Raw genomic sequence first — 24,309 nt, 5'->3', positions numbered from 1 at the left:
CGACAGTGTTTACGCTGCGACGGTTGGTCTGAAATCGAGGTGGGTCAGAACGGGGCGCGGGTCAGGGTGTACCCAGTCTGTTGCAATTGGTTCAGCAGCCCGTAGTCGCCCCCAAGATGCCCGGCACCGACCGCGATCACGACAGTTTGGTCTTGAATGTTCAGAATTTTCTGCATCCAGTTGCTGTTGCGCTCGACAAGAAGCTTTTGCTCGAAATCATTCCATTCCTCGTCGAACACCTCGGGCGGCAGGCCCGAGTCTTCCAAACCCTGCAGGCGGGCGAGCTGAATGATTTCAACATGTTTCTCTTCCAGATATGCATTGGCCATCGTGGCCAGTTGATCCTCGCTGCCGCCCATGGCACCGGCCATCCGCACAAGGGACTGGACCTGCTTTTCGATGGGGTAGCTGTCGAACATACTCATAAGATCGGCAACCTGTTCAAGCGGGCGTTTGGGGAGGCCCAATTCGTCAGCCAGTTGATCCAGACGGGCGTCCATCCCGTGGCTCGCACTGGGGTCCTGCATCATACACGGGGGGACGCCCAGCATCATGCTCAGAAACCAGGGTCGCATTTTGGCTGCCATCCAGCCGGGGATACCGCGTTCGGACAGCCCGATTGACAAGGCCGACCAGTCTTCCTCGGACATCAGATCAATCAGACTGGGTCCCGAGGTGATCATCACCGGGCTCATGTCCTTGGCCAGGTCTTGTTCGAACGCGTCCATTTCTTCCTGCGTGACCTCGAAGTAAAACGCGTCCGCATCGCTGAGGGCCGGCGTTAGCCGTTCGACCACTGCGTCCATGCGTGGGTCATTGGCATGCAACGTGCCAACAAGGTGTAGAACCGTGTCGCCCTTGGAAGCGATCCAGTGGTTACCTTCGGGAAATGGGATATCGGCCACTGCCTGTTGCAGTTCGGACTTTACCGCAGGGCTCAGTCCCGGCCTCAGATCATTCCCTTCGCATGCGGCCTGTACGGCGGCGGGCAGGAAAAGGAAAAGCAGCGGTGCAAACAGGCGCATAAGGATCATCTCGGAAACTTCAGTGTGACCGCGACATTGCCTTTGCGCAGCAATGTATTCAAGCCAGATGCCGGTGATGGCTGGCGTTCGCGGCAAATTTGCATAGCATGGCGGAATGGACCGCGAGCAGGATCTATACCCGCCGATCAAGGCGCTGTTCGAGCGTCAGGGCTATACCGTCAAAGGCGAAGTCGGCGCTGCCGATATCGTCGCTGTTCGGGGTGGCGATGAGCCGGTGATTGTTGAGCTGAAGCTGCGGTTCTCATTGGCGCTGTTTCATCAGGCGATCACGCGGTTAAGGGTGACTGATCAGGTCTATGTCGGTGTGTGCAAACCAAAAGGGCGAACCGCGCGGCGCGCGTTAAAGGACAATTTGGCGCTGTGCCGCAGGCTTGGTCTTGGTCTGATCACTGTACGTGCCGACGGCGCGGTCGAGGTGCAATGTGACCCGGGCCCGTATGCACCGCGAAAAAACAAAGCAAAAGCTGCTCGTCTGCTGCGTGAATTTGACCGGCTTGAAGGTGATCCCAACGCAGGTGGGGCCACCCGGCACGGGATCGTGACGGCCTATCGTCAGGACGCGCTGAAATGTGCAGCCCATCTGGCCGAATGCGGCGCGACAAAGGGGGCGGACGTCGCCCAATCCACCGGCGTCGCCGAGGCCACGCGCCTGATGCGGGACAATCACTACGGGTGGTTCGACAAGGTCGATAAGGGGGTCTATGCGCTGTCGGCTACGGGGGCCGAAGGGTTGAAGCACTGGGCCTATAGCTGGGAAGATGCGAACTAGTCAGGCCGTGCGGTGATTTCGGCAATCATGGCGCGGCCGATATCTGAAAGGACGGCGTTGCGTTCAGGAAATGGCGCATCGCTTTCGGTCAGATAGATGGCGGCCAGATAGGTGCGGGGCTCGGGTGTCTGCAGAAAGGCAACGATCGCACGGCTGCCGTGGCCTCCGGCACCGGTCTTGTCCCCAATCGTCCACCCGTCGGGCACGTGCGCGCGGATAAGCCCGTCGGCCACTTGATCGTCTATCATCCATTGCTTGAGCTGAGTGGAGGATGCAGGTGAGAGCGCCCGGCCAAATAACAACCGGTCCAGCGTCGCCAGTATTGCCCGAGGCGTTGTAGTGTCGCGCGGATCGCCCGGAGTGGCTTCATTCAAGGCCGTCTCCCATCGATCCAGGTGGGTGATGCCGTCGCCGTTTGTCCGAAGAAACTCGGTCAGTCCGGCAGGCCCATCCAGACGGCGCAACAGCAGATTGGCCGCAGCATTGTCGCTGATCGTCATCGTTGCTTCGCATAGCGCGCCGACAGTCATACCGGTCTCAACATGTTTGCTGGTGACAGGGGAGTAATCTACCAGATCCGTTGACTGGTACGTGACGTGATCTGACAGGCTTTCCGTACCTGCGTCCACCTCTGCCAGCACAGCGCCGCACAAGAGCGGTTTGAACGTGCTGGACATCGGAAACAGCTCATCGGCGCGGTGTGAGACCTCCCATTCGTTGCTGGGATCATAAAGCAGCAGCCCGATCCGGGCATCAAGGCGGCGCTCCCACCTCTGGACCGTTTCGGTAAGGGTCTGCGCCTGCGCTGATATGGCTAAACCAACAGTAATAGTAATTAAAAACAACAAGATAGTTGTGATTGTCCGGAGCCCACGCATCGAATCTGCCTTGGTCAAATGTGGTCGCCATCACCTTAGTTAGCTAGGGCGCCGAGTAAACCGGACGGTTTGTGGTTCTATGTGCGAAAAATATTTAGGCAACTTGTTGACTCGGTCATTTCGACCCCCTAGCTATGCGTCGTTATCACTCTCTACTACCGAGTGCTAACGCCTCGCTGAAAGGCGGGGGGAGGATAGATAAACTTTGAGCCCAAGGAGCTGCAAAGATGGCATTGAAACCGCTTCATGACCGCGTGCTGGTTCGTCGTACCGAAAGCGATGAGAAAACCGCAGGCGGGTTGATCATTCCCGAAAGCGCAAAAGAAAAGCCCAGCGAAGGCGAAGTCGTTTCGACCGGTGAAGGCGCACGCAAGGACAGCGGCGAACTGATCGCAATGGCTGTAAAAGCTGGCGACAAGATCCTGTTCGGCAAGTGGTCGGGCACCGAGGTTCAGGTCAACGGCGAAGAGCTGCTGATGATGAAAGAAAGCGACATCATGGGGATCATCGAGTAAGCGCCCGCGCTTCTCTGATCTTCATTTCCAACATTTTTCTCAAGGAGAAACAACATGGCTGCTAAGGACGTCAAGTTCGACACCGATGCCCGCAACCGCATGCTGTCAGGTGTGAATATCCTGGCCGATGCTGTCAAAGTGACCCTGGGCCCCAAAGGCCGCAACGTGGTTCTGGACAAATCCTTCGGCGCACCGCGCATCACTAAAGACGGTGTATCGGTTGCCAAAGAAATCGAACTGGAAGACAAGTTCGAAAACATGGGCGCGCAGATGGTGAAAGAAGTCGCCAGCCGCACCAATGACGAAGCCGGCGACGGCACCACCACCGCAACCGTTCTGGCACAGGCAATCGTTCGCGAAGGACTGAAGCAGGTTGCAGCGGGCCTAAACCCGATGGATCTGAAGCGCGGCATCGACCTGGCAACCGCCAAGGTTGTCGCGGGCATTAAAGAAGCATCGCGTGAAGTCAAAGACAGCGCTGAAGTTGCTCAGGTTGGCACCATTTCGTCCAATGGCGAAACTGAAATCGGTCAGCAGATCGCAGACGCGATGCAGAAGGTTGGCAACGAAGGCGTCATCACCGTTGAAGAGAACAAAGGCCTGGAAACCCAGACCGATGTTGTCGAGGGCATGCAGTTCGACCGTGGCTACCTGTCGCCTTACTTCGTGACCAATGCCGACAAGATGATCGCAGATCTCGAAGACTGCATGATCCTGCTGCACGAAAAGAAACTGTCCTCGCTGCAGCCGATGGTTCCTCTGCTCGAGCAAGTGATCCAGTCGCAAAAGCCGCTGCTGATCATTGCAGAAGACGTTGAAGGCGAAGCGCTGGCAACTCTGGTTGTTAACAAACTGCGCGGCGGCCTGAAAATTGCTGCTGTCAAAGCACCGGGCTTCGGCGATCGCCGCAAAGCCATGCTGCAGGACATCGCAATCCTGACCGGTGGTCAGGTCATCAGCGAAGATCTGGGCATGAAGCTCGAGTCCGTCACCATGGACATGCTGGGCACCGCCAAGAAAATCGAAATCACCAAAGACGAAACCACCATCGTCGACGGTGCTGGCGAAAAAGCCGAGATCGAAGCACGTGTTGCTCAGATCCGCACTCAGATCGAAGAAACCTCGTCGGATTACGACCGTGAGAAGCTGCAAGAGCGCGTTGCCAAACTGGCAGGCGGTGTTGCTGTTATCCGCGTCGGCGGCATGACCGAAGTTGAAGTGAAAGAGCGCAAAGACCGTGTTGACGATGCTCTGAACGCAACGCGCGCAGCTGTTCAGGAAGGCGTTGTTGTCGGTGGCGGTGTTGCTCTGGTTCAGGCCGGTAAAGCACTGGAGTCGCTGAAAGGCGCAAACGCTGATCAGGATGCAGGCATCAACATCGTTCGCAAAGCCATCGAAGCGCCTCTGCGTCAGATCGCCGAGAACGCGGGTGTTGACGGTGCGGTTGTTGCTGGCAAGGTTCGTGAAAACGAAGATGCTGCATTCGGCTTCAACGCTCAGACCGAAGAATATGGCGACATGTTCTCGTTCGGCGTTATCGATCCGGCCAAAGTTGTCCGCACCGCGCTGGAAGATGCAGCATCGGTTGCTGGCCTGCTGGTCACCACCGAAGCAATGGTTGCTGACAAGCCTGCCAAAGAAGGCGCGCCTGCTGGCGGCGGCATGCCCGACATGGGCGGCATGGGCGGCATGATGTAAGACGTCGAGTTCGCCTCGGCGAATTCTGACGGTCCCGACAGGCGCTTGGCTGTAAGGCCAAGCTGCCGAGAGGGAAGCCTTAGTATCTAGGGACGGGGTCGCCTTCGGGCGGCCCCGTTTCGTTTTGCGGACCATCCCGCAGGAATGTGAGTGTGCAAAACGCGCCGAAACCGGCTATGCGGTTGATATGAAACTGTTCCTACTCACGTGCCTGACGATGTGCGCCTTTGCGTCCAACTCGATACTTAATCGTCTAGCGATTGATAGCGGTGCCAGCGATCCCGCTGCCTTTGCCGTGGTGCGGGTTTTAGCCGGTGCAGTGGTGCTGGCCGGGTTGGTTCTATTGAGGGCTGGCCATTTGCCCCTGTTTGACCGGCGCAGGGTTGCCGGGGCGGGGTCGTTGTCCCTGTACATGATCGGATTCTCTATCGCCTATCTGACGCTGGACGCGGGTCTTGGAGCGCTGATCCTGTTTGGGGTGGTGCAGGTGACGATGTTCACTGTGACATCAGTGAAAGGCACGCTGCCCACTGGTCGGCAGATCGCGGGCGCCGCAATCGCGTTGCTGGGGTTGGGCTACGTGCTTTGGCCGTCCGGATCGATACAGGTCAACCCGGTCGGAGCAGCCCTGATGATTGCCGCCGGGATCGGCTGGGCGATCTATTCGCTGGTTGGCAGGTCCGAACCGGATGCCTTATCCGGCACCGCGGCCAATTTCGTCGTGGCATTGCCAGTGACAACGCTGGCTTTGTTGGCGACAGGAGGGGCGTGGCACATGACCGCTAACGGATACTTGCTGGCCGCGTTGGCCGGCGCGGTCACTTCGGGGATGGGGTATGCGCTTTGGTATCAGGTTCTACGGGAATTGACGCCCACAACGGCGGCCGTCGTGCAACTCAGCGTTCCGATCTTAGCCATTATTGGCGGTGTCCTCCTGCTGGGTGAGGCCGCCAGTCTGCGCCTGATCCTGGGGGCGGGTCTGGTATTGGGCGGAATTGCACTGGCCGTTCTGCGCAGGACGCCGCGGTAGGGGTTTATTCGCTGGACGTTAGGCCTTATCTGGCGGCTATGCGTTATTTGCTTGCCCTCTTTCTGTTCTTTGTGCCTGCCATTGTGCAGGCAAAATGCGTGGTCCTGCTGCATGGGCTGGCACGGACCGAAGCGTCCTTTACCGTGATGGAACAGCTGTTCAAGACGCATGGTTATACCGTTGTGCGCCCGGGATATCCGTCCACTGACCTACCTATTCCCGAACTGACTGCACAGACACTGCCGGACGCGTTTGCCGAATGCGGTGACGACAAGGTCAATGTGGTTGCGCATTCGATGGGTGGTATCCTGTTGCGCTATTGGCTGCAGGATAACCATCCGGAAAATCTGGGTCGCGTGGTCATGCTCGGCCCGCCCAATCAGGGCAGTCAGTTGGTGGACGAACTTAGCGCGTATGAAGTGTTCGGGATGCTGAATGGCCCGGCTGGCCTGGCACTGGGCACGGGCCCCGAAGGTATCCCAAGGCAACTGCCGCCTGCGGACTTTGAGCTGGGTGTCATCGCTGGTGAGAATTCGTTGAACCCGCTGTTTTCGTCGATGATCGATGGTTCGGATGACGGCAAGGTCTCGGTTGAAACCACCAAGGTCGACGGGATGGCGGACCATATCGTCCTGCCTGTGACCCACACTTTCATGATGAACAACCCGCGTGTGATGGCGCAGGCGCTGCATTTCATCGAGTTTGGACAGTTTGACCCACAGATCACATGGCTGGATGGGGTGATGGAAATCATCGACGAAATCTGCATAGGGCAGGATTGTTCGGAACCCGCGTCGGAACCCTCCCAATGACTGCACTTTCTCTGACTTTATCCGGCGCAGAGGTCTTGTTGCCGGACCAAGGGATGACTCGTGCAGACCTGCCCATTGCAGAGGGGATCGTGCAAGAGGACCGCGCAGGCCGAACAATCGATCTGTCCGGGTATCTCGTGATGCCCGGTATCATCGACCTGCACGGCGACGGGTTCGAGCGTCATATCGCGCCGCGCCGCGGGGCGATGAAGCAGATGGACGAGGGCATCCTGTCGGTCGAGGCCGAACTGGCCGCCAACGGGATCACGACGGCGGTTCTGGCCCAGTTCCTCAGTTGGGAGGGCGGCGTGCGCGGCCCTGAATTCGCAGGCCAAGTGTTTGATGCCATCGCGTCGGTCAAAGATCGTGTGGTGACTGATCTGCTACCTCAGCTACGGTTCGAAACACACATGCTGGCGGAATACCCCAGCCTGCCTGAACGCATCATCGATTGGCAGGTGCCCTATGTCGTGTTCAACGACCACTTGCCGCATGACCGGCTGGCCGAGGGGCGCAAGCCGCCACGTTTGACGGGTCAGGCGCTTAAGGCCGGACGCAATCCGGACGCACATTTTGAGATGCTGCTGTCCATGCATGCCCGCCGGGATGACGTGCCCGCTGCATTGGACACACTCTGCGAGTCTCTGGCCGAGCAGGGTGTCCGTATGGGCAGCCATGACGACGCAACGGCCGAAACTCGTGCCGATTGGCGGGCGCGGGGGGCGCAGATAGCGGAATTCCCAGAAACGCTAGAGGCTGCTGAGGCTGCACGGGCCGCGGGGGATCACATTATCCTCGGATCCCCCAACGTGGTGCGTGGTGGATCGCATAAGGGCAATGTCAGCGCGCTGGACCTGATCACGATGGGGCTGTGCGACGCGCTGGCGTCGGACTATCACTATCCCAGCCCGCGACGCGCTGCGCTGATGCTGGCCAAATCTGGCCTGCTGGATTTGGCAGGGGCGTGGGCGCTGGTGTCATCAGGGCCAGCACGGGTGCTAGGGCTGCAGGACCGGGGCACTCTCGCCCCGGGTCAGCGCGCAGACATGGTGATCCTTGAGGCGCAATCCCACCGCGTCGCCGCCACGCTGGCGGGCGGGCGGGTTAGCTTCATGTCAGGCGATATCGCCGCACGGTTCGTGGGCTGAGTTACCGCAAAATGCGGTTGAAATGCGCCATCTTGCGGCCCGGTTTGACCTCAGCCTTGCCATAGAGATGCAGCGCTACGTCGCGTTCCCTCGCCAGCTCTGGCACGCGGTCCATATCGTCGCCGATCAGGTTCTCCATGACCACGTCCGAATGGCGCTGCCCATCACCCAAGGGCCACCCCGCCACGGCGCGGATATGCTGTTCGAACTGATCCACAGCGCAGCCGTTCTGTGTCCAGTGACCCGAGTTGTGCACCCGAGGCGCAACCTCATTCACGATCAAACCTTCTGACGTGACGAACAGTTCGACACCCATGACACCGACGTAATCCAGCGCGTTCAAGATATTGGCGGCCAGAAGAACAGCATCGGTTCGTTGCGCCGGGGCAAGGCGGGCAGGGACCGTCGTTGTATGCAGAATGCCATCGCGGTGTACGTTCTCGCCGGGATCGAAACAGGCCACCTGTCCGTCGATGCCGCGGGCGGCGATGACTGATACCTCGTGGCTGAAATTGACGAACCCTTCAAGGATCGCGGGTGCATCCGCCATATCGACCAGTGCGGCCTCGGCATCCTCGGGGCCGCGCAACCGCGCCTGTCCCTTGCCGTCATAGCCGAAACGACGTGTTTTCAGGATGGCTGGCGTGCCAATCTGGTCAATCGCAGCCTTTAGGCTGTCCAGATTGGTGATGTCGGCGAACGGCGCTGTTTTCAAACCCAACCCGGCAAGGAAAGTCTTTTCGGTCAGTCGATCTTGACTGACACGCAGCGCCTCGCGCCCCGGATGAATCGGGCGATGTGCTTCCAACAGGTCCAGCGCTTCGGTCGGGATATTTTCGAATTCGTAGGTGATGACATCGACGGACTCGGCAAAGGCCTTCAGTGCCGCAGCGTCATCATAAGCTGCAGTCGTCACATGATCCGCCACCTGACCGGCGGGTGGGTTGGCACCCGGCTCATAGATGTGGGTTACAAAGCCCAACCGGGCCGCCGCGACGGACAACATTCGGCCCAACTGGCCACCGCCCAGAATTCCAATCCGCGCCCCCGGAGCAAGCATGTCCGTCATCAGTCAGTCTCCAACTTTTTTCCAATCGCCTGCAAGGCCGAGCGCAGCGCATCATGTGCGTTGCCCGCATGCAAGGCCTGCGTCATTTGCAGGCTGAGTGTTCCATCAGTTGCCAGCGCGTCCCGTTCTTCGGCCAAACGCCCGGCTTGCCCGGATTGCATTGTGTGCAGAAACCCGGATAGCAGCTGTGTCGTATAAAACTCTGAGGCATCCGCGTCGCCCGTTTGCTCGGCCAGCCACTCGGCACCTGTTGCCAACACGTCCAGAAGGCCTGGGACCATGGCGCAGACGGCAAAATGTGCATTCAGCGCGGCCTCGTTGGATACCTTAACGACCGGGTTCTCGGGTTCGAACAATTCAGCCAGCAATGTGTCGTTGCCGAACGCTGCAAGCGGGCATCCACCTTGTTGAAGAAACCCCAATGGGATCGTTTGTACAAAGTCAATTGCGGGCGCGCATAACGCAGCAAGCTGATCCGCCGATACAGCCGCCATCACCGACACGATCTGCTGATCTGAGCGAAAGTTTAGCTGTTCCAAAACTTCCGGGGCGATTTGGGGGCGCAGGCAAAGAAAAACGATATCTGATGCGTCAAGAACCGCTTGTGGGTTCGCGACCACGACATCCAGTTCAGCTTTCAGTTCGGCGGACACTGTGGCGTTGCGCTCAGTCACAGCGATCTCGTGCCCTTTGGCCACAAGAAAACGCGCAATGGGGGCTGCAATATGTCCGGTTCCGATGAAGCCGATACGGCTCATCCCTGCGGTTCCTTGGGGATCGAGGCCGAAAGGGCCGCGCGCCATGCATCCAGACGATCTGCCAGCGCTGGGTCTTGCAGGGCAAGGATACCGGCCGCCATCAATCCGGCATTGGCCCCACCGGCCGATCCGATGGCCATCGTCGCCACCGGGAAACCTTTGGGCATCTGCACAATAGAATACAGCGAATCGACGCCGGACAGGGCCCGTGTTTGCACCGGCACACCGATCACCGGCACGCGGGTTTTTGAGGCCATCATCCCTGGCAGATGCGCAGCACCGCCCGCGCCGGCGATGATCACATCCAAGCCGCGCTGAACAGCGGTTTTGCCATAGTCCCAAAGGCGATCAGGGGTGCGGTGGGCCGAAACGATGCGTTTTTCATACGCAATGCCCAGTTCATCCAGAATATCTGCGGCTTCTTTCATCGTGGGCCAGTCCGACTGGCTGCCCATGATGATCCCCACTTTCACATCGCTCATCCGCTTGTCGCCCTTGCCTGTCGAAAGAGCGCGCACTATAGCCAAATCGGCCTATCTGGCAATGCGGTACAGGGCCTTCAGGCGATGATATCCGGGGTCAGACGATCCTCGATCAGGCGAATGATGTCCTTAAGGCGCAGTTTCTGCTTTTTCAGCCGCTTGATCGTTAACTGGTCCGACGTCCCCGTGGCTTGCAGCGCTTCGATCGCCTCGTCCAGATCGCGGTGCTGGCGGCGAAAGACCTCCAGTTCGACCCGAAGAACTTCATCTGTCTTCATTGAAATGTCAGTGGGCGCGTTCATGAGCGACTCGGTTGTTGTTGTGGTGCTTCCCACACAAGATAGTGTGTCAGGCTTTATCCGGCCAGACCTTGTGGACATCCCCGGATATTCCCATATTCTATCATACGCGGTTGCCAGAACGGGACCGCACCATACGTCGCTTTGGCAATAAAGGACGAAAATACGTGTCGAAACTTACTCTTGGCTCATACCCGCATCTTTTGGGGTTCGAGCAATTGGAACGCCTTCTGGAACGGTCTGCAAAGGCCGGAAACGAAGGATACCCGCCCTATAACATCGAACAGACCTCGGATTTTTCCTATCGCATCACCCTGGCTGTGGCCGGTTTTGCGGAACAGGACCTGTCGATTACCATCGAGGATCGCCAACTGGTGATCCGGGGCCGTCAACGCGACGATAGCGAGGGGCGCATCTTTCTGCATCGCGGCATCGCGGCGCGTCAGTTCCAGCGCATGTTTGTGCTGGCGGACGGTGTCGAGGTGGGCGAGGCGATCATGGAAAACGGTCTGCTGCATGTGGATCTGACCCGCGCCGTGCCTGAAACCGTGGTTCAGACAATCAATATACGGAAGGGGTAAGAGCAATGAATACACCGATTGAAATCAACACCGAAGGCGACCGGATCGTCTATGTAAAAGCCGTCGATGTGGCTGACCTGCCGCGTGAAGTGCGCGAACAGGCTGGTGATCTGGATCAGCTCTACGCTGTGCATGACTCGGATGGTCAGCAACTGGCCCTGGTCGCAGATCGCAAGCTGGCCTTTATTCTGGCGCGCGAACATGACTTTTCCCCGGTGGCCGTGCACTAAAACGGCCCCGGCAGCGTGTGATTTTCCCGTGACATCCGCCGCCCCACGGGTGAGATATGCGAACCAATACGGGTTCGCAGGGCGGAGGCACCAAACATGAGTTGGTTTGATTTTGACTGGGTGGACGCATTCAGCGACCGCGCATTTGGCGGCAATGGATGCGCCGTGGTGCATGGTGGGGCCGTCCTACCCAAAGATGTCTGTACGGCTTACGTGCGCGAAACGTCCTTGGTCGAATGTACCTTTACCGGGCCGTCGGATGTGGCTGATATCAAGGTGCGCTATTTTCTGGCCAGCCGTGAAATCCCTTTTGCGGGGCATCCTACCATTGCCACTGTCGCGGCGATGCGGTCGCGGGGTCTGTTTCAGGGGGATGCACTGACACTGGAAACCGGGGCAGGGATCGTTTCCATCCAACTCAATGGTGATGAAATTGAGATGACGCAGGTTGCCCCGCAATTCGGTGCGACGGTTCCTGCCAATCTGGTTGCCGCCGCCATCAGCCTACCGGAAAACGCGATCATCTCGCCACCTCAGATGGTATCCACCGGGTTGCCCTTTTGTGTCACCGTATTGCGCGATCATGAAGCCTTGCGCGCCGCGAAATTGGTTGAAGAACCTTTGCGAAAAGTGATCGAAGCAGGCGGGTATTCGGGGTCGGACATGGCCGAGCCCTTCCTTGTAACGCTGGAAGGTGCGACCGAGGCGGGCGACACATTCTCACGTCTGTTGATGCTGCCGCCCAGCCCGCCCGAGGATCCGTTCACGGGATCCGCAACCGGGGCGATGGCAGCTTATCTGTGGAAGTATGGCTTGATGCCCAAAGATACGTTTACGGCAGAACAGGGCCATGACTTGGGCCGCCCCGGCCAAGCGACTGTTACACGCGTTGGACACGCCGATGCAATGACCGGTATCAAGGTGGCGGGTCGCGGCTATATTCTAATGCGCGGTCAGGTCAATTTTCCCGGGCAACTGTCATGACCGAACCCGCGATCGCCATCCTGCCTTACGGGCATCGATTAGGGCCGAAACTGGCTTCGGTTCCATTGTCCGATCTGATCTGGCCCGAAGGGTGCCCCGAGCGCTTGATGGGCAAAACAGTTGGCGATCTTGAGCGTACCGACCATCTGATTATGTATCCCAATTCTACCGTGCATTTGCGCCTGCGCCGGGGCACCCGCGCCCGGATTTCGCTGATGATGGGCGAACCGTCGGCCATTCACGCCAAGCACGACAAGATGCTCCGCTACACATGGCGGCGGTTCTTTCGGGTGATGACATTTCATGATGTGCTGTTGCGAAACCTTCCCAATGCGGTGTTTCTGCCCTACGGCGTGACGATGGTGCCTGATTGGCGTGACCTTAACGTAGAGAAAACGAAGTCCTGTTCGCTCATTGCCTCAGCCAAACGCGATCTGGAGGGGCACCAACTGCGCCATTCGGTGATTGACTGGGTGCGGGAAACGGGTGCTGACGTTGATATCATGGGGCGGGGATACACGCCATTTGACCGCAAATCCGACGGCTTGGCCCCGTATCGCTATTCCGTTGTGATCGAGAATGTTCGCGAAAAGAACTATTTCTCGGAAAAGCTGACAGATGCGATCTTATGCTCAACGGTCCCGATCTATTGGGGGTGTCCGAATATAGGGGACTTCATGGACACAGCCGGTATGATCCTCTGTGAATCCGAGGCCGACATTCATCGCGCGATCAACAGCCTGTCCGCTGACGACTATGCCGAACGCCTGCCGCATATGAAAGCTGCGCAAAGCAAGGCGGCAGAGTTCGGTGACTTTGAAGGCCGTGCTGTGCGGACCCTGCGCGAACAAATAAACGCAGCCTAGTGGTTCGATGGCCGCGGGGCCAGCCATCCCGTCGGCAAGATCGGATTCGCCGAGGCGTCGATCCCATGTCGAAGGCAAAGCCGCTGCAGATATGATCCGCTGACCGGCAGCCCGGCGGTTTTGCTTGCCATGAACTTTTTCTGATGTCCGTAGATGTGGACTGAATGCACTTTATCCCGTTCGATCTCGGCCGTGGAAATGCGCGGATCGTGCAGTTGCCATAGCTGATCCTTGTCCAAAGGATAGAACACTTCCGGCTGCATCGCGTGGCTGTCTTCGCCGGTCTGGCGCAGAAAGAACTCCAACGCCTTGGGGCCAGAGCTGCCCCAGGGCAGTGTTTCAATGCCCCAGGTTTCACCGTTTCGGGTGCGCCTGCGATTGTGTCGAAACAGCCGACCGCCACGCCAGGGCTGGGTTGGGTTGGCAGAGGTCACGAAGTCAATCCATAACGCCAGTGTCTCTGAGTCTGGTGGCAGACGCAGAACACCATTGGGAAAGGTGCCTGATTGCGACGACCCGAAAACGTAAGGCGAAGAAAAGTCGAATGGCTTGACGCAATATGCATCCAGATCGACCCAGATGAACGGGCTTTTCTGCATCAGCCGCAGCCGAAAGATGTCAGAAAATACTGCGACCCCCAACCGGTCTTCCGGTTTGAAATCAAATGGTGCGGGCCAAAGGATATCAGATGCGGGCCGTATCTCGGCACCGTTAGGCACGCCTTGGATGTCATGCACGGTATACAGGATAAACCGGTGACCGTTATCCAGATAGGATTGAATGCATAACGCCTCGAGCCAGCTCAGATCTGAACCGAACCAGAAACTGGCAATTGCAGGCAGGTCGCGGGTCATGGGCACTTTGCGTTTTGGTTAGGATCTGCATTTGCACCAAGGCAGCGTGCGCTTGTCAATCCAACAAAAAAAGCGGCCACTGCTGGCCGCTTTGCTTGTTCGTTGTAGCAATTAGGATGCCGCAATCAGGCCCATGCTTTCCAGTTTCAGCAGAACCTGATGGGCGCAGTTGTCGACCTCGACATTTTCGGTTTCGACGCTCAGTTCAGGGTCCGCGGGAACGTCATAAGGATCCGAGATTCCGGTGAACTCTTTGATCTTGCCTTCGCGGGCCAGTTTATACAGTCCCTTGCGGTCGCGGCGTTCGCATTCCTCAATGGTGGTGGCCACGTGAACCTCGCAGAAGGCACCGAATTGTTCGATCTCTTCCCGGACCGCACGGCGGGTCGTGGCATAGGGCGCGATCGGGGCGCAGATTGCGATGCCGCCGTTCTTGGTGATCTCGCTGGCCACATAGCCGATGCGGCGGATGTTCAGGTCGCGGTGTTCCTTCGAAAAGCCCAGTTCGGACGACAGGTTTTTCCGAACGATGTCACCATCCAGCAAGGTAACAGGGCGGTCGCCCATCTCCATCAGCTTGACCATAAGAGCGTTGGCTATCGTCGATTTTCCCGAGCCTGAGAAGCCGGTGAAGAACACCGTGAATCCCTGCTGTGAACGCGGCGGGAAGCGGCTGCGCAGTTCCTGTACAACTTCGGGGAACGAGAACCATTCCGGAATCTCAAGACCTTCACGCAAACGGCGGCGCAGTTCAGTGCCCGAGATGTTCAGGATGGTGACGTTGTCCCTGTCGAGGATTTCGTCGTTCGGCTCGTATTGCGCGCGTTCCTGCACAAAGACCATGTGTTTGAAATCAACCATCTCGACGCCGATCTCATCCTGGTATTTGCGGAACAGATCCTGCGCGTCATAGGGGCCATAGAAATCTTCGCCCTGGCTATTCTTGCCCGGGCCCGCATGGTCGCGGCCAACGATGAAGTGCGTGCAGCCGTGGTTTGCGCGGATCAGCCCGTGCCAGACGGCCTCGCGCGGGCCAGCCATGCGCATTGCCAGATTCAGCAGCGACATTGATGTGGTCGAGGCCGGGTATTTGTCCAGTACCGCCTCATAGCAGCGCACGCGGGTGAAATGATCCACGTCACCCGGTTTGGTCATGCCCACGACCGGATGGATCAGCAGGTTGGCCTGCGCCTCTTTCGCGGCGCGAAAGGTCAATTCCTGGTGCGCGCGGTGCAGCGGGTTGCGGGTCTGGAACGCCACTATACGCCGCCAGCCGACTTTGCGGAAATAGGCGCGCAGCTCGTTCGGAGTGTCGCGGCGCGCGCGGAAGTCATAATGAACCGGCTGTTGAATACCGACCACAGGACCGCCCAGATAAACTTTGCCGGCCACATTGTGCAGGTAGTTCACTGCCGGGTGGGCGTCGTCATCTGCACCAAAGACTTTCTCGGCCTCACGCGCTTTGTCAGGCGTCCAGCGGTCGGTGACTGTCATGGTGCCCAGAATGACGCCTTCCTGATCACGCAGAGCGATGTCCTGGCCCAATTCAATTTTGTCTGCAAACGCCTCGTCCACGTCCAGAGTAATGGGCATCGGCCAAAGGGTACCATCGGCCAGACGCATGTTCTCGACGACGTTGTCGTAGTCCGCCTCGCCTAGGAAACCTTTGAGAGGGTTGAACCCGCCGTTCATCAGCAATTCCAGATCGCAGATCTGGCGCGGGCTCAGGTCCCAGCTGGTCAGATCTGCGGCTTCCACCTTCAGTTTCTGTGCTGAATCGTAGGACACGAACAATTCGGGGATTGGGGCCAGGTTACTTAACATCGTCATAGGAATACTCTTATCGAAGTGCTGTTTTGCCAGTGATTAAGGGGCGTTTGCCCCGGCTTTTGGGTGAAGTCCATATACCTTGGTGAAACAAAGGACGATATGCGCGGTTTTTCCCCGCAATGGAAGGATATTCCGGTTTGTGTGGCAATCTGCGAAGCTGGTTCCCGAGGCGGGCAACAATTCCGCAGAATTGAGAGCGAGTGTTCTTATGCAGCAACACTGGCGTTCAGATCTGCGGCTTTGGGGACGGGCAGGGCAGGAATCGGGCGCGTCACGCCACGCAGGTCGAATGGGCGAACCTGCCGCATATCGCCGTCATATCCTGCCGCCAACAATAACTCTTCCGAGACCAGAAGTTCGCAGCCCAGGTTCTTGGTTTCGGCCTCTAACCGGCTGGCCACATTCACGGTGTCGCCGATGATTGTACGGGCGGCGTGGCCTGCGGCACCGATTTCACCCAGAACAAGGTCCCCCAGATGCAGGCCCATTCCGATGCGGATCCGGGGGCTGCCTTCTGTTTCCAGCTGCTGGTTGAAACGCTGCAAGGCAAGGCTGATATCAATGGCCGCTTTCATCCCGGCACGCGCAGAGCTTCGCGCGTCGGCGGTTTCGAACACGGCCAACAGGCCGTCGCCCATGTATTTGTCGACCACTCCGCCCTCAGCCGTAATCGCCGGAACGATGGCGTCAAAAAAGCGGTTCAGCAGGAAAACGATGTCATAGGGCAGTTGGCCAGCTGTGCGTGAGGTAAAGCCGCGCATGTCCAAAAACAGGACCGCCAATTGCCGTTCCTGACCCTGGCTTGCATGTGCCCGGTGTCGGGCTCCATCTGGACGGAACATGCGAAACGCTGTGATCGGAGCCATCGGTCGGATTTGACATGCCAGCCGGGCACCCGCCGGGGCGCTGACCGCAGCTAGGCTTCGAGCTTCGACCTCACCAGGTTCGGGCAGTTGATCCCCGCCCGCCTCGACAATCACGCGGCAGGTGGTGCAGCGCCCTTTGCCACCGCACAGCGCCGTGTGTGGAATGCCGTTGGCTTGGGAAATTTCAAGCAGGGTCATCCCTTTTTCGGAAACGACCTCAGGGCCTTGAGCGTACTTGACGCGCACGGAATGTCGGCGACGCCACAGCTTGCGGATCGCAAACACCGCCAGGGATGCGCCAAGGGCCACCCAGAACGCCATGAGCGCATTGTCTTTTACGCTGAACAGGTGCTGGAAGTCTTCGGGAGAGGGCCAGTTGTAGTGCTCGATATATTGTTCGCGCAAAAACGGGTCTGCAAAATCAGCCCAGATCCGGCGCCCTTCCGTCAACACTCCGGCAAGGGCAAATGTCGGAACAAACACAGCCAGGCCAATCAGATATGGCACCAGCTTGGGCCACCAGCGGGTCAGCCGCAGCCACATGTGCAGTCCGATACAGCCGTGTACCCACACCACCAGCAACAACAGGCTTTGCATCCAGACCGCGTAGCTGGGCCACATCAGAACGATGATATAGCCCATTTCATCGTTCACATCGTAGACTGTGTTTGCATAGCGCGTTTGCACGATATGCGAGATCAGCTGCAGTGGGATCAACAACCCGAGAACCATCTGCAACCCCGTGCTGAACGGCATGCGCAAAGTCCGGCGCTGGCTGATCGAGTACAGGGCTAACCCCGCGTGAATCAAAAGAGCAGCATAGAGTATTATGCTGCCGACATCGTGGCGTGTGATCACATGCCGGGCATCCTGCATGCCATGCAAGTAGTCCGTGTGAAACAAACCAAGGCCGATGTTGATGAAGTGAAAGAACGCAAAAGCGAACAGAACCAGGCCGCTGCCGATCCTCAGCCGGGTTGCCCACCCGCCTTGCCACAGAACAGTTTTCAATCAGATCACCTGCATTGGTCTCGCCTGAGGCCGAGTCTGATACGCCGCAGCCTAGCGGTCAAGCGCAGGTTGCGGATAGGGCGGTGTCCAATCTGTTGGCGGCGTATTCACCCGGATCAGCGAAGGCGACGGGTCGAACAGGACGATGTGGCTAAGTTCGGGGCGCGAGCGCGAGCTGTATAGCAACCCGTCAGCGCCTGCGTCACGCGCGCGGTCCGAGAATCGCCATGTCGGCGAGATGCCCCGTTTGCTGTGAATGTCCTGCCAAACGACCGATGCCTCGCGCTGTCCACGTAAGTCGACCAGTTTTGCGCCTGTCACGGTTGCCCGCTGTAAGACCCGTGGCGGATCGCCCACCGAGACATATCGCCGAAAGGCAACTCCGGCACCTTCTGCGCTGAGCGATGCGTAAAGCGCCGTCTGCCCCGAGTAATGAAAACGCCCCTTGGGCGCCCTTGCAGGGGCCAAAGGGGCGTCCAATTGCGTCAGAAAAAGAATTCTCCAGACCGGGCCGGAGAATTCCAGCATCAGATCAATCCTGTTCGGCCAGGAAACGCTCGGCATCCAGCGCGGCCATGCATCCCATGCCGGCGCTGGTCACAGCCTGCCGGTAGATATGGTCCGTCAGATCCCCGGCGGCAAAAACACCCGGCACCGAGGTCTCGGTCGAACCTGGCTTGGTCACGACATAGCCGCCCATATGGCTTTCCAGTGAGTCCTTGACCAGTTCATTGGCAGGTGCGTGTCCGATCGCGACAAAAACGCCTTTGCAGGGGATCTCGGTAATCTCGCCGGTCTTCACGTTTTTGACCCGCACACCTTCGACACCCAGCGGGGCATCGGTGCCGGTCACTTCTTCCAACTCGTGGAACCACAGGGGTTCGATTTTTTCATGCTTCAGCAGCCGGTCCTGCAGGATCTTTTCCGCGCGCAGCTCATCACGACGGTGGATCAAAGTGACCTTGCTGGCAAAATTAGTCAGAAACAGCGCCTCTTCGACGGCGGTGTTGCCGCCACCGATGACCACGATTTCCTGTCCGCGATAAAAGAAGCCGTCGCAGGTCGCGCAAGCCGAAACGCCAAAGCCCTTAAATTTCTCTTCCGACGGCAGGCCCAGCCATTTGGCGCGCGCGCCTGTGGCCAGAATGACGGCATCTGCTGTGTAAACAGTGCCGCTGTCGCCGGTTGCGGTGAACGGGCGTTTGCTGAGGTCCAGATCGTTGATGATGTCACCGATGATTTCACAGCCCATCGCCTTGGCATGGTCTTGCATGCGCACCATCAGGTCGGGGCCTTGAACCTCGGTGTCTCCGGGCCAGTTTTCGACCTCGGTCGTTGTGGTCAGCTGGCCACCCGGCTCGATGCCCTGAACCAGAATCGGCTCCAGCATCGCGCGGCTTGCATAAACGCCGGCCGTGTAACCGGCCGGTCCCGATCCGATGATCAGAACCCTGGTGTGTCGTGTTTCGGCCATAGTACCCCCAACTCGATCTGCCTGATTGGGGCGCGTGGCCCCTGACGGATGGATATAGCGAGCGTCGCGCAGGGCTTAAACCCCCAACCTTTTGACAGGCAGTCATGCATTTGCGGCAAGGTGCCCAAAAAAAGAACATTGAAAATATAGAATATTGCGCAGGTGCGAAAGATAATTGCGCATTGGTCGGGTGCTGATATAACAACCGAAAAATTAGGAGCATTTCATGGTCGCGATACGGCTGGATGAGATTGACCGCAAGATTTTGGCAGAATTGCAGGCAGACGGTCGCATGACCAATGTCGAGTTGGCAAAACGCGTAGGTATTTCAGCGCCGCCTTGCCTGCGGCGCGTGCGTACGTTGGAAGAATCCGGGCTTATTCGCGGCTACCATGCCGATGTGAACTCACGCGAGTTGGGGTTCGAGGTTCAGGTCTTTGCCATGGTGGGGTTGGAAAGCCAGGCCGAATCCGAACTTAACGCATTTGAGGAACGCTGCCGCGAATGGCCTCTGGTTCGGGAATGCCACATGTTGAACGGCGAGGTTGACTTTATCCTGAAATGCGTCGCCCCCGACCTGAGCAGTTTTCAGCAGTTTCTAACGGGCGAGCTGCTGACTACGCCCAATGTAGCCAGCGTAAAAACATCGCTGGTTATTCGCGGCGCCAAAGACGAACCCGGCGTTCCCTTCGACGTTCTGGAAGAACGAATGAACCGGACGGCGTGAACATCATTCGCTTTTGATGCGGTTTTGACGGCGGCAGAAAAGCTGCGACCGTCAAAGATAAAACCCAACTAATTATCAGCTGCATAATGCCCCCACACTGCAGTTAGTTTTTGTTTTCAGGCCGTAAGCGCATCTACCTCACCGTCTCCGGCGCGCGGCAGAACCAGCGGGCCAAAATCGTTCAGCGATTCGATATGCGCGAACAAGTTCAGGTAGATCGACCTGAGCGATCGGCTGACCTGACGCACGGCGTTGACACCCGGATGGTAGGATTCGAATTGCAGGCCGTCGACTTTGATGACCGAGTGACGTTTCAGGCAGATGTGAAACAGTTCAATCGGTGTCGGCGGCAGCGTTTCGATCACACTCATACCGTCCTGGAACTCATGGACAGGGGTCAGAATTTCGGCCCCGTCGTGCAAATGGCGCAGATGCGCAGGTGCGCCCAGCAGACGTGCTGCGGGTCCCGCGATTACGCCGGACAGCGGTTTTTGCATGCCAAATGTATCGGCCATGATCCGAGTTAGCGGGCGTGTTCGCCCACGCGAATCCTCGCGTCCGGGAATCAGGGTCACCGACCCCTTCCACAACACGGTCTGCAGCGCGCCATCCTGTGTCAGAACCAAATCGCCCGGCAGCAGATCTTCGATCGCTAATGGGCCGTTTTCGGTTTCCACCAGGGATCCGCGTGTAAAGGCACAAAAGGCGTCTTCGAACATGGGCAATGCCGGAGCGATGTGGCGCGTTTGCGAAACATCTCCGTTCGGCATCAAGGTACTGACCTCATAGCGCCGCAACTGCGCCTTTGGTCTTGCTTTTGTCCTTGGGATTTCGCGCAGCATGGCCGAAGTTTCGACCGCGTTTCTGGCTGCGCGCGTCAAGGAATGTGGAATTGTCATTTTTATTCCGTCCCCTCTAAAATACCGTTCAGACGGGTAGAGCCCTCCGTACAGGGCAACCTGACCGGCGTTTTCTTTGTCTTTAATGAGAGAGCGACCATAATGCGCGCGCCATTCCGGCGTCGCGACGCGATAAATTTCCGCTTTTCTTTGGTCAACACACTGACCCCCCAGACAAACTCACTAAAACGCAGGCGGAAATTACCTGCGCACACACACCCCTGAACATGGCCGCTGGAAATTTCAGCGGTTAGTCACACATCGGCCCGGAGCACCCCTCCGATGTGCGTCTTGACCCTTGGAACCGGCAGCATGGTTCCTCGGGCTTTGGTCAGCGTTGGCGTGCCAAGCGGCGCGCTACCCTGACCGAAGAACTGGAAACCCGTTTCCACGGCATTTCCGGTGCCTGCTCTCGCGTCGCCGCAACAACGGCGCTGAGAAAGCGAGATTTAACCTTCATGTTATTATTCCTGCTCGTATCGGGTTGAACACCCGGTTTCCCTTGTCGGATCACTGTGATGCGTCAATACGGCACCGATAAGGCTGATCCGGGGTCAAAGCAGCAAAGTTGAAGGTCGGCAGATCCTCTTCTTTCGGAATGCCTCGCACTGCTGGAAAATCGCTTGATAAACATCTGAGTGCGGACAATAAAAATCAAAATGTCTCGACTCAAACAGACACAACAATTGTGGCAAAAAAGCGGCGATTCTGCCACAATTGGGGCGCGGGTTATAATTTAATGGCGGAAATCAGGCGGCCGTAATCGGCCTCTTTCGCGTGGGTTGAGCGGCGGTAGGAATAGAATCTGTCCGGGTCTGAATAGGTGCAGTGCCGCGTCCATTCGGCCTGACCCACGCCAGCTTGCCGCAACTTGTGCAAACCAAAGGCGGGCAGGTCGAACTGCAACCGATCCCCATTACCGTTTGCAAAGAACCTGAGATTATCGGGCGAATCCGCAGCGAATTCATCCAGGAAATCCGGGCCGACCTCATAGGCGCCTTGTGAAATAGTAGGACCAATGACTGCGACGGTATTTTCTCGCTGCGCGCCCAATGACTCCATTGCGTCCAGGGTTGCCTCCAATACACCGTCCAAAGCACCGCGCCACCCGGCATGCGCAGCCCCAATCACATTCGCGTCAGAATCGGCAAACAGGACCGGCTGGCAATCCGCTGTCAGAATCGTCAGTGCCAGTCCCGGGGTTGCGGTGACTACGGCATCTGCTTTGGGTTTGTCGCCATTTATCGGGGCGTCCACCGTCAGAACGGTTGGGGAATGCACTTGATGCACGCCGACCAATGCGTCCGGGCTGACCTCCATAGCGGCGGCCACGCGCTGGCGGTTCACTGCCACCGCTTCGGTTTGGTCAGACGAGCCATAGCCGCAGTTCAATCCCGCGAATATTCCGGAAGACGCACCGCCCCGACGGCTGAAGAACCCGTGGCGGACCGGCGATAGGACGTCCGAGGTCAGAATTTCCAATGTCATGGTTCCAGTCCCGGTGGAGGTGCAGCATAAGAAGGATAGAGGCCCAGTACTTTGAACAGATTTCCCATTTCCTCGGGATGCGTCAACCGGCGATGTGCAGCAATGAGCGTCTCAAGCTCAGTCCCGCCGAGTGGCGCAGCCAGCGCCTGCGCGCGGGCCGTGATGCCCAACCGTTCCAGAAACATGCCCTGGGGTGTCAGCTTTGTATGGGCGCAACCGGCGGCGCGCGCGGCAATAGCAAGGGGTTCGAAATCTACATGCGTGGTCAGATCCGCCTGGCCCGGAGCTTGCAGGGGATCAACACGTTCGTGTGATTGCAAAGCTTGAAACGTGTCGCCCAGCGAATGCCAGTCACCGTAATCCACGATCAGACCCGCCCCGCCATAAGTGGCGATCCGCCCAGCGATCACGGTCAGGATCGGAATTGCGGCCGTGCAAAGTTCAACCAGATCGCCATCTTGGGTGTCGATCATGCGATCCGTTAGCGCGACCTGAGCTGTGTTCGGCCCCAGTCCATACGTCAGCGATTCGCCCTGCACACCGATCAGACGTTCGCACCAGCCATCGCCGTCACGTATGAATTGGCGGACTGGCAGGGCATCAAAAAACTCGTTCGCCACCAAAAACAGGGGGGCTTGGGGCAGGTCGGTGAGTTTATCGATCCAGCGCGGGCTGTGATCGCTCAGCGATTGCGCCTGCCTGTCCCGCAGGGCAGGGGAGGCTTCGAGCAACACAATATCTGCGGCCTTGTGAAATCCAGATACGCTGCTGGTCGCGCGCAGGATATCCGCCATCAGGGTGCCGCGCCCCGGTCCCAGCTCTGCCAGTACGAACCTGTCCGGCTTGCCTTGATCCATCCAGCTTTGCGCCAGGGCAAGCCCGATCAACTCTCCGAACATCTGGCTGATTTCCGGAGCAGTGATGAAATCCCCCTGCGCACCCAGCGGATCGCGGGTGGTGTAGTATCCGAACTTAGGGTTCAGCAGGCATTCAGTCATGAAATCGGCCACGCTCATCGGGCCATTCAGCGCAATTTGCGCCAGTAGGTGATCCTTAAGGTTCATTGAGCGCGTCGCGCGCGCAGCGCAAACCAAAGGCCAAGTGCGATCATTGGCAGCGACAGCAATTGCCCCATGGTCAGGCCATAGCCACCCACGTGCCATGCCAGCCCCAGCGGATTCCCGGCCGAGACGAACTGTGCGTCAGGCTGACGAAAGAACTCAACAATGAAACGCGAGGCACCATAACCTGCCAGAAATACACCCATCACCAGACCGGGCTTGTGAAACGCCCCACGTCGATAAGCCATCCACAGCAAAAGTGCGCCCAGCAACAAACCTTCCAGTGCGGCTTCATAAAGTTGTGAAGGGTGTCTGGCACACATCCCGGCCACAACACCCGGGCAGTCCTGTGCGGCACCACCTGGAAAAATCACCGCCCATGGAACGTCGCTGGGTCGCCCCCAAAGCTCGGCATTAGTGAAGTTCGCCAACCGCCCTAACAGCAGCCCGGGCGGCACAGCATGTGCGATCAGATCGGCCAAAGACAATACCGGCACCTGGTAACGCCGAGCATAGAGATAGGACGCAACGACGACCCCCAGCAAGCCACCATGGAAGGCCATGCCGCCCTGCCAGATCATCAAAATCTCTAGTGGATGCGATAAGTAATAGGCCGGTTGATAAAACAGAACGAACCCCAGTCGCCCGCCGAGAATCACCCCAAGGATGATCCAGGTGATCAGATCCTCTAGTTGCTGCGGTTTCATCGGTGGTGTTTGATCAGGCCAAAGGGCCGGACGCTTCAGCGCCGCAGTACCCAATCGCCATGCGATCAGAATACCGGCGATATAGGCCAGCGCGTACCATCTAAGTGCGAACTCCATCCCGAACAGCGAGATCGAGAAAACTTCGGGCGAAAGGTCGGGGAAATTCAGAACAGCCTGCATGTGCGTCTCATTGCCCGGGGTTAGCGGGGCAAGTCAACCTTGAGCCC

The 24,309-nt window shown here is 58.1% G+C and carries 27 protein-coding genes; 11 read left to right on the top strand and 16 right to left on the bottom strand.

The features are described from left to right. Nucleotides 1–44: 44 nt before the first annotated feature. Complete coding sequence (locus tag AC2FIS_RS05785; RefSeq protein ID WP_496772318.1) at nucleotides 45–1,121, bottom strand: TraB/GumN family protein; 1,077 nt, start codon at nucleotides 1,119–1,121, stop codon at nucleotides 45–47. 19 nt (nucleotides 1,122–1,140) lie between these two features. Here AC2FIS_RS05785 and AC2FIS_RS05780 point away from each other — a divergent pair, with 19 nt between their 5' ends. Next, nucleotides 1,141–1,815, top strand: a complete 675-nt coding sequence (locus AC2FIS_RS05780; protein ID WP_496772317.1) for a DUF2161 domain-containing phosphodiesterase — start codon at nucleotides 1,141–1,143, stop codon at nucleotides 1,813–1,815. Here the strand turns inward: AC2FIS_RS05780 and bla are convergent. After that, on the bottom strand, nucleotides 1,812–2,693 hold the full coding sequence (bla, locus tag AC2FIS_RS05775) for a class A beta-lactamase (protein WP_496772530.1): 882 nt from the start codon (nucleotides 2,691–2,693) through the stop codon (nucleotides 1,812–1,814). The genes AC2FIS_RS05780 and bla overlap by 4 nt on opposite strands. A gap of 227 nt (nucleotides 2,694–2,920) precedes the next feature. Here bla and AC2FIS_RS05770 point away from each other — a divergent pair, with 227 nt between their 5' ends. The 5 genes from AC2FIS_RS05770 to AC2FIS_RS05750 all read left to right on the top strand — a co-directional run bounded on the left by AC2FIS_RS05770 (nucleotide 2,921) and on the right by AC2FIS_RS05750 (nucleotide 7,896). After that, entirely contained in the window at nucleotides 2,921–3,208 is a 288-nt protein-coding gene (locus AC2FIS_RS05770) for a co-chaperone GroES (RefSeq protein ID WP_058275523.1), read from the top strand. A 54-nt stretch (nucleotides 3,209–3,262) separates the two neighbouring features. Further along, nucleotides 3,263–4,906, top strand: coding sequence for a chaperonin GroEL (gene groL, locus AC2FIS_RS05765; protein ID WP_496772316.1), 1,644 nt, complete (start codon nucleotides 3,263–3,265; stop codon nucleotides 4,904–4,906). A 187-nt stretch (nucleotides 4,907–5,093) separates the two neighbouring features. Further along, nucleotides 5,094–5,936, top strand: coding sequence for a DMT family transporter (locus AC2FIS_RS05760; RefSeq protein ID WP_496772314.1), 843 nt, complete (start codon nucleotides 5,094–5,096; stop codon nucleotides 5,934–5,936). A 38-nt stretch (nucleotides 5,937–5,974) separates the two neighbouring features. Then, a complete protein-coding gene (locus AC2FIS_RS05755) occupies nucleotides 5,975–6,748 on the top strand; it encodes an alpha/beta fold hydrolase (RefSeq protein WP_496772313.1) in 774 nt (257 codons plus the stop codon). Next, entirely contained in the window at nucleotides 6,745–7,896 is a 1,152-nt protein-coding gene (locus tag AC2FIS_RS05750; RefSeq protein ID WP_496772312.1) for an alpha-D-ribose 1-methylphosphonate 5-triphosphate diphosphatase, read from the top strand. The genes AC2FIS_RS05755 and AC2FIS_RS05750 overlap by 4 nt, the downstream gene beginning before the upstream one ends. Before the next feature lies 1 nt (nucleotide 7,897). Here the strand turns inward: AC2FIS_RS05750 and AC2FIS_RS05745 are convergent, their stop codons facing one another. The 4 genes from AC2FIS_RS05745 to AC2FIS_RS05730 all read right to left on the bottom strand — a co-directional run bounded on the left by AC2FIS_RS05745 (nucleotide 7,898) and on the right by AC2FIS_RS05730 (nucleotide 10,507). Then, nucleotides 7,898–8,965 carry a 5-(carboxyamino)imidazole ribonucleotide synthase gene (locus tag AC2FIS_RS05745; RefSeq protein ID WP_496772311.1) on the bottom strand — a complete coding sequence of 356 codons (1,068 nt, stop codon included), beginning with the start codon at nucleotides 8,963–8,965 and terminating at the stop codon, nucleotides 7,898–7,900. Continuing rightward, complete coding sequence (locus tag AC2FIS_RS05740; protein ID WP_496772309.1) at nucleotides 8,965–9,723, bottom strand: NAD(P)-binding domain-containing protein; 759 nt, start codon at nucleotides 9,721–9,723, stop codon at nucleotides 8,965–8,967. Before AC2FIS_RS05740 ends, AC2FIS_RS05745 begins: the two co-directional genes overlap by 1 nt. Then, on the bottom strand, nucleotides 9,720–10,205 hold the full coding sequence (purE, locus tag AC2FIS_RS05735) for a 5-(carboxyamino)imidazole ribonucleotide mutase (protein ID WP_058275727.1): 486 nt from the start codon (nucleotides 10,203–10,205) through the stop codon (nucleotides 9,720–9,722). The genes AC2FIS_RS05740 and purE overlap by 4 nt, the downstream gene beginning before the upstream one ends. Before the next feature lie 77 nt (nucleotides 10,206–10,282). Next, nucleotides 10,283–10,507: a YdcH family protein gene (locus tag AC2FIS_RS05730; RefSeq protein WP_058275529.1), complete on the bottom strand. Its 225-nt coding sequence runs from the start codon at nucleotides 10,505–10,507 to the stop codon at nucleotides 10,283–10,285. 164 nt (nucleotides 10,508–10,671) lie between these two features. Between AC2FIS_RS05730 and AC2FIS_RS05725 the strand changes: the two genes are divergently transcribed. The 4 genes from AC2FIS_RS05725 to AC2FIS_RS05710 all read left to right on the top strand — a co-directional run bounded on the left by AC2FIS_RS05725 (nucleotide 10,672) and on the right by AC2FIS_RS05710 (nucleotide 13,165). Continuing rightward, nucleotides 10,672–11,085, top strand: a complete 414-nt coding sequence (locus tag AC2FIS_RS05725) for an Hsp20 family protein (protein WP_058280036.1) — start codon at nucleotides 10,672–10,674, stop codon at nucleotides 11,083–11,085. A gap of 5 nt (nucleotides 11,086–11,090) precedes the next feature. Further along, complete coding sequence (locus AC2FIS_RS05720) at nucleotides 11,091–11,315, top strand: DUF1150 family protein (protein WP_058275531.1); 225 nt, start codon at nucleotides 11,091–11,093, stop codon at nucleotides 11,313–11,315. A gap of 96 nt (nucleotides 11,316–11,411) precedes the next feature. Further along, the gene (locus AC2FIS_RS05715; RefSeq protein ID WP_496772306.1) at nucleotides 11,412–12,299 is read left to right on the top strand and encodes a PhzF family phenazine biosynthesis protein; all 888 of its coding nucleotides are present in this window, start codon (nucleotides 11,412–11,414) and stop codon (nucleotides 12,297–12,299) included. Further along, entirely contained in the window at nucleotides 12,296–13,165 is an 870-nt protein-coding gene (locus AC2FIS_RS05710; protein ID WP_496772305.1) for a hypothetical protein, read from the top strand. The genes AC2FIS_RS05715 and AC2FIS_RS05710 overlap by 4 nt, the downstream gene beginning before the upstream one ends. Here AC2FIS_RS05710 and AC2FIS_RS05705 read toward each other — a convergent pair. The 5 genes from AC2FIS_RS05705 to trxB all read right to left on the bottom strand — a co-directional run bounded on the left by AC2FIS_RS05705 (nucleotide 13,162) and on the right by trxB (nucleotide 19,200). Beyond that, nucleotides 13,162–14,019, bottom strand: a complete 858-nt coding sequence (locus tag AC2FIS_RS05705) for a glycosyltransferase family 32 protein (RefSeq protein ID WP_496772304.1) — start codon at nucleotides 14,017–14,019, stop codon at nucleotides 13,162–13,164. The two genes, AC2FIS_RS05710 and AC2FIS_RS05705, sit on opposite strands and share 4 nt — an antisense overlap. A 111-nt stretch (nucleotides 14,020–14,130) precedes the next feature. Further along, nucleotides 14,131–15,849 (bottom strand): bifunctional sulfate adenylyltransferase/adenylylsulfate kinase, encoded by a 1,719-nt coding sequence (locus AC2FIS_RS05700; protein WP_496772303.1) that lies wholly within the window; start codon nucleotides 15,847–15,849, stop codon nucleotides 14,131–14,133. Between the two features lie 206 nt (nucleotides 15,850–16,055). Next, the gene (locus AC2FIS_RS05695; protein ID WP_496772302.1) at nucleotides 16,056–17,726 is read right to left on the bottom strand and encodes an adenylate/guanylate cyclase domain-containing protein; all 1,671 of its coding nucleotides are present in this window, start codon (nucleotides 17,724–17,726) and stop codon (nucleotides 16,056–16,058) included. A gap of 51 nt (nucleotides 17,727–17,777) precedes the next feature. Further along, the gene (locus AC2FIS_RS05690; RefSeq protein WP_496772301.1) at nucleotides 17,778–18,254 is read right to left on the bottom strand and encodes an RES family NAD+ phosphorylase; all 477 of its coding nucleotides are present in this window, start codon (nucleotides 18,252–18,254) and stop codon (nucleotides 17,778–17,780) included. A gap of 4 nt (nucleotides 18,255–18,258) precedes the next feature. Next, on the bottom strand, nucleotides 18,259–19,200 hold the full coding sequence (trxB, locus tag AC2FIS_RS05685; RefSeq protein WP_282118987.1) for a thioredoxin-disulfide reductase: 942 nt from the start codon (nucleotides 19,198–19,200) through the stop codon (nucleotides 18,259–18,261). Nucleotides 19,201–19,426: 226 nt separating this feature from the next. On the opposite strand from trxB, the gene AC2FIS_RS05680 reads away from it, so the two are divergent. After that, entirely contained in the window at nucleotides 19,427–19,927 is a 501-nt protein-coding gene (locus AC2FIS_RS05680; RefSeq protein ID WP_058275538.1) for an Lrp/AsnC family transcriptional regulator, read from the top strand. A gap of 116 nt (nucleotides 19,928–20,043) precedes the next feature. Here AC2FIS_RS05680 and AC2FIS_RS05675 read toward each other — a convergent pair whose 3' ends face one another. The 5 genes from AC2FIS_RS05675 to lgt form a co-directional block, all read right to left on the bottom strand. Continuing rightward, nucleotides 20,044–20,826 (bottom strand): Hint domain-containing protein, encoded by a 783-nt coding sequence (locus tag AC2FIS_RS05675; RefSeq protein ID WP_113790034.1) that lies wholly within the window; start codon nucleotides 20,824–20,826, stop codon nucleotides 20,044–20,046. A 254-nt stretch (nucleotides 20,827–21,080) separates the two neighbouring features. Next, nucleotides 21,081–21,218, bottom strand: coding sequence for a hypothetical protein (locus AC2FIS_RS05670; RefSeq protein ID WP_496772299.1), 138 nt, complete (start codon nucleotides 21,216–21,218; stop codon nucleotides 21,081–21,083). Nucleotides 21,219–21,555: 337 nt separating this feature from the next. Further along, on the bottom strand, nucleotides 21,556–22,314 hold the full coding sequence (pgeF, locus tag AC2FIS_RS05665; RefSeq protein ID WP_496772298.1) for a peptidoglycan editing factor PgeF: 759 nt from the start codon (nucleotides 22,312–22,314) through the stop codon (nucleotides 21,556–21,558). Next, nucleotides 22,311–23,378 (bottom strand): class I SAM-dependent methyltransferase, encoded by a 1,068-nt coding sequence (locus tag AC2FIS_RS05660; RefSeq protein ID WP_496772297.1) that lies wholly within the window; start codon nucleotides 23,376–23,378, stop codon nucleotides 22,311–22,313. The genes pgeF and AC2FIS_RS05660 overlap by 4 nt, the downstream gene beginning before the upstream one ends. After that, complete coding sequence (lgt, locus tag AC2FIS_RS05655; protein WP_496772296.1) at nucleotides 23,375–24,262, bottom strand: prolipoprotein diacylglyceryl transferase; 888 nt, start codon at nucleotides 24,260–24,262, stop codon at nucleotides 23,375–23,377. The genes AC2FIS_RS05660 and lgt overlap by 4 nt, the downstream gene beginning before the upstream one ends. Nucleotides 24,263–24,309: the final 47 nt, after the last annotated feature.

This window comes from Ruegeria sp. CDSB113 (genome assembly GCF_059611045.1).
This window is presented reverse-complemented; position numbering and strand designations above follow the sequence as displayed.

Bases quoted from the DNA above. Each gene is read 5' to 3' on its own strand.
- pgeF (WP_496772298.1), bottom strand. From the start codon at position 22,314: ATGACATTGGAAATTCTGACCTCGGACGTCCTATCGCCGGTCCGCCAC.
- trxB (WP_282118987.1), bottom strand. From the start codon at position 19,200: ATGGCCGAAACACGACACACCAGGGTTCTGATCATCGGATCGGGACCG.
- AC2FIS_RS05760 (WP_496772314.1), top strand. From the start codon at position 5,094: ATGAAACTGTTCCTACTCACGTGCCTGACGATGTGCGCCTTTGCGTCC.
- AC2FIS_RS05675 (WP_113790034.1), bottom strand. From the start codon at position 20,826: ATGACAATTCCACATTCCTTGACGCGCGCAGCCAGAAACGCGGTCGAA.
- lgt (WP_496772296.1), bottom strand. From the start codon at position 24,262: ATGCAGGCTGTTCTGAATTTCCCCGACCTTTCGCCCGAAGTTTTCTCG.
- AC2FIS_RS05755 (WP_496772313.1), top strand. From the start codon at position 5,975: ATGCGTTATTTGCTTGCCCTCTTTCTGTTCTTTGTGCCTGCCATTGTG.
- AC2FIS_RS05700 (WP_496772303.1), bottom strand. From the start codon at position 15,849: ATGACGATGTTAAGTAACCTGGCCCCAATCCCCGAATTGTTCGTGTCC.
- purE (WP_058275727.1), bottom strand. From the start codon at position 10,205: ATGAGCGATGTGAAAGTGGGGATCATCATGGGCAGCCAGTCGGACTGG.
- AC2FIS_RS05710 (WP_496772305.1), top strand. From the start codon at position 12,296: ATGACCGAACCCGCGATCGCCATCCTGCCTTACGGGCATCGATTAGGG.
- bla (WP_496772530.1), bottom strand. From the start codon at position 2,693: ATGCGTGGGCTCCGGACAATCACAACTATCTTGTTGTTTTTAATTACT.
- AC2FIS_RS05730 (WP_058275529.1), bottom strand. From the start codon at position 10,507: ATGAACGCGCCCACTGACATTTCAATGAAGACAGATGAAGTTCTTCGG.
- AC2FIS_RS05680 (WP_058275538.1), top strand. From the start codon at position 19,427: ATGGTCGCGATACGGCTGGATGAGATTGACCGCAAGATTTTGGCAGAA.
- AC2FIS_RS05715 (WP_496772306.1), top strand. From the start codon at position 11,412: ATGAGTTGGTTTGATTTTGACTGGGTGGACGCATTCAGCGACCGCGCA.
- AC2FIS_RS05740 (WP_496772309.1), bottom strand. From the start codon at position 9,723: ATGAGCCGTATCGGCTTCATCGGAACCGGACATATTGCAGCCCCCATT.
- AC2FIS_RS05660 (WP_496772297.1), bottom strand. From the start codon at position 23,378: ATGAACCTTAAGGATCACCTACTGGCGCAAATTGCGCTGAATGGCCCG.
- AC2FIS_RS05745 (WP_496772311.1), bottom strand. From the start codon at position 8,965: ATGACGGACATGCTTGCTCCGGGGGCGCGGATTGGAATTCTGGGCGGT.
- AC2FIS_RS05720 (WP_058275531.1), top strand. From the start codon at position 11,091: ATGAATACACCGATTGAAATCAACACCGAAGGCGACCGGATCGTCTAT.
- AC2FIS_RS05690 (WP_496772301.1), bottom strand. From the start codon at position 18,254: ATGCTGGAATTCTCCGGCCCGGTCTGGAGAATTCTTTTTCTGACGCAA.
- AC2FIS_RS05770 (WP_058275523.1), top strand. From the start codon at position 2,921: ATGGCATTGAAACCGCTTCATGACCGCGTGCTGGTTCGTCGTACCGAA.
- AC2FIS_RS05780 (WP_496772317.1), top strand. From the start codon at position 1,141: ATGGACCGCGAGCAGGATCTATACCCGCCGATCAAGGCGCTGTTCGAG.
- AC2FIS_RS05705 (WP_496772304.1), bottom strand. From the start codon at position 14,019: ATGACCCGCGACCTGCCTGCAATTGCCAGTTTCTGGTTCGGTTCAGAT.
- AC2FIS_RS05750 (WP_496772312.1), top strand. From the start codon at position 6,745: ATGACTGCACTTTCTCTGACTTTATCCGGCGCAGAGGTCTTGTTGCCG.
- groL (WP_496772316.1), top strand. From the start codon at position 3,263: ATGGCTGCTAAGGACGTCAAGTTCGACACCGATGCCCGCAACCGCATG.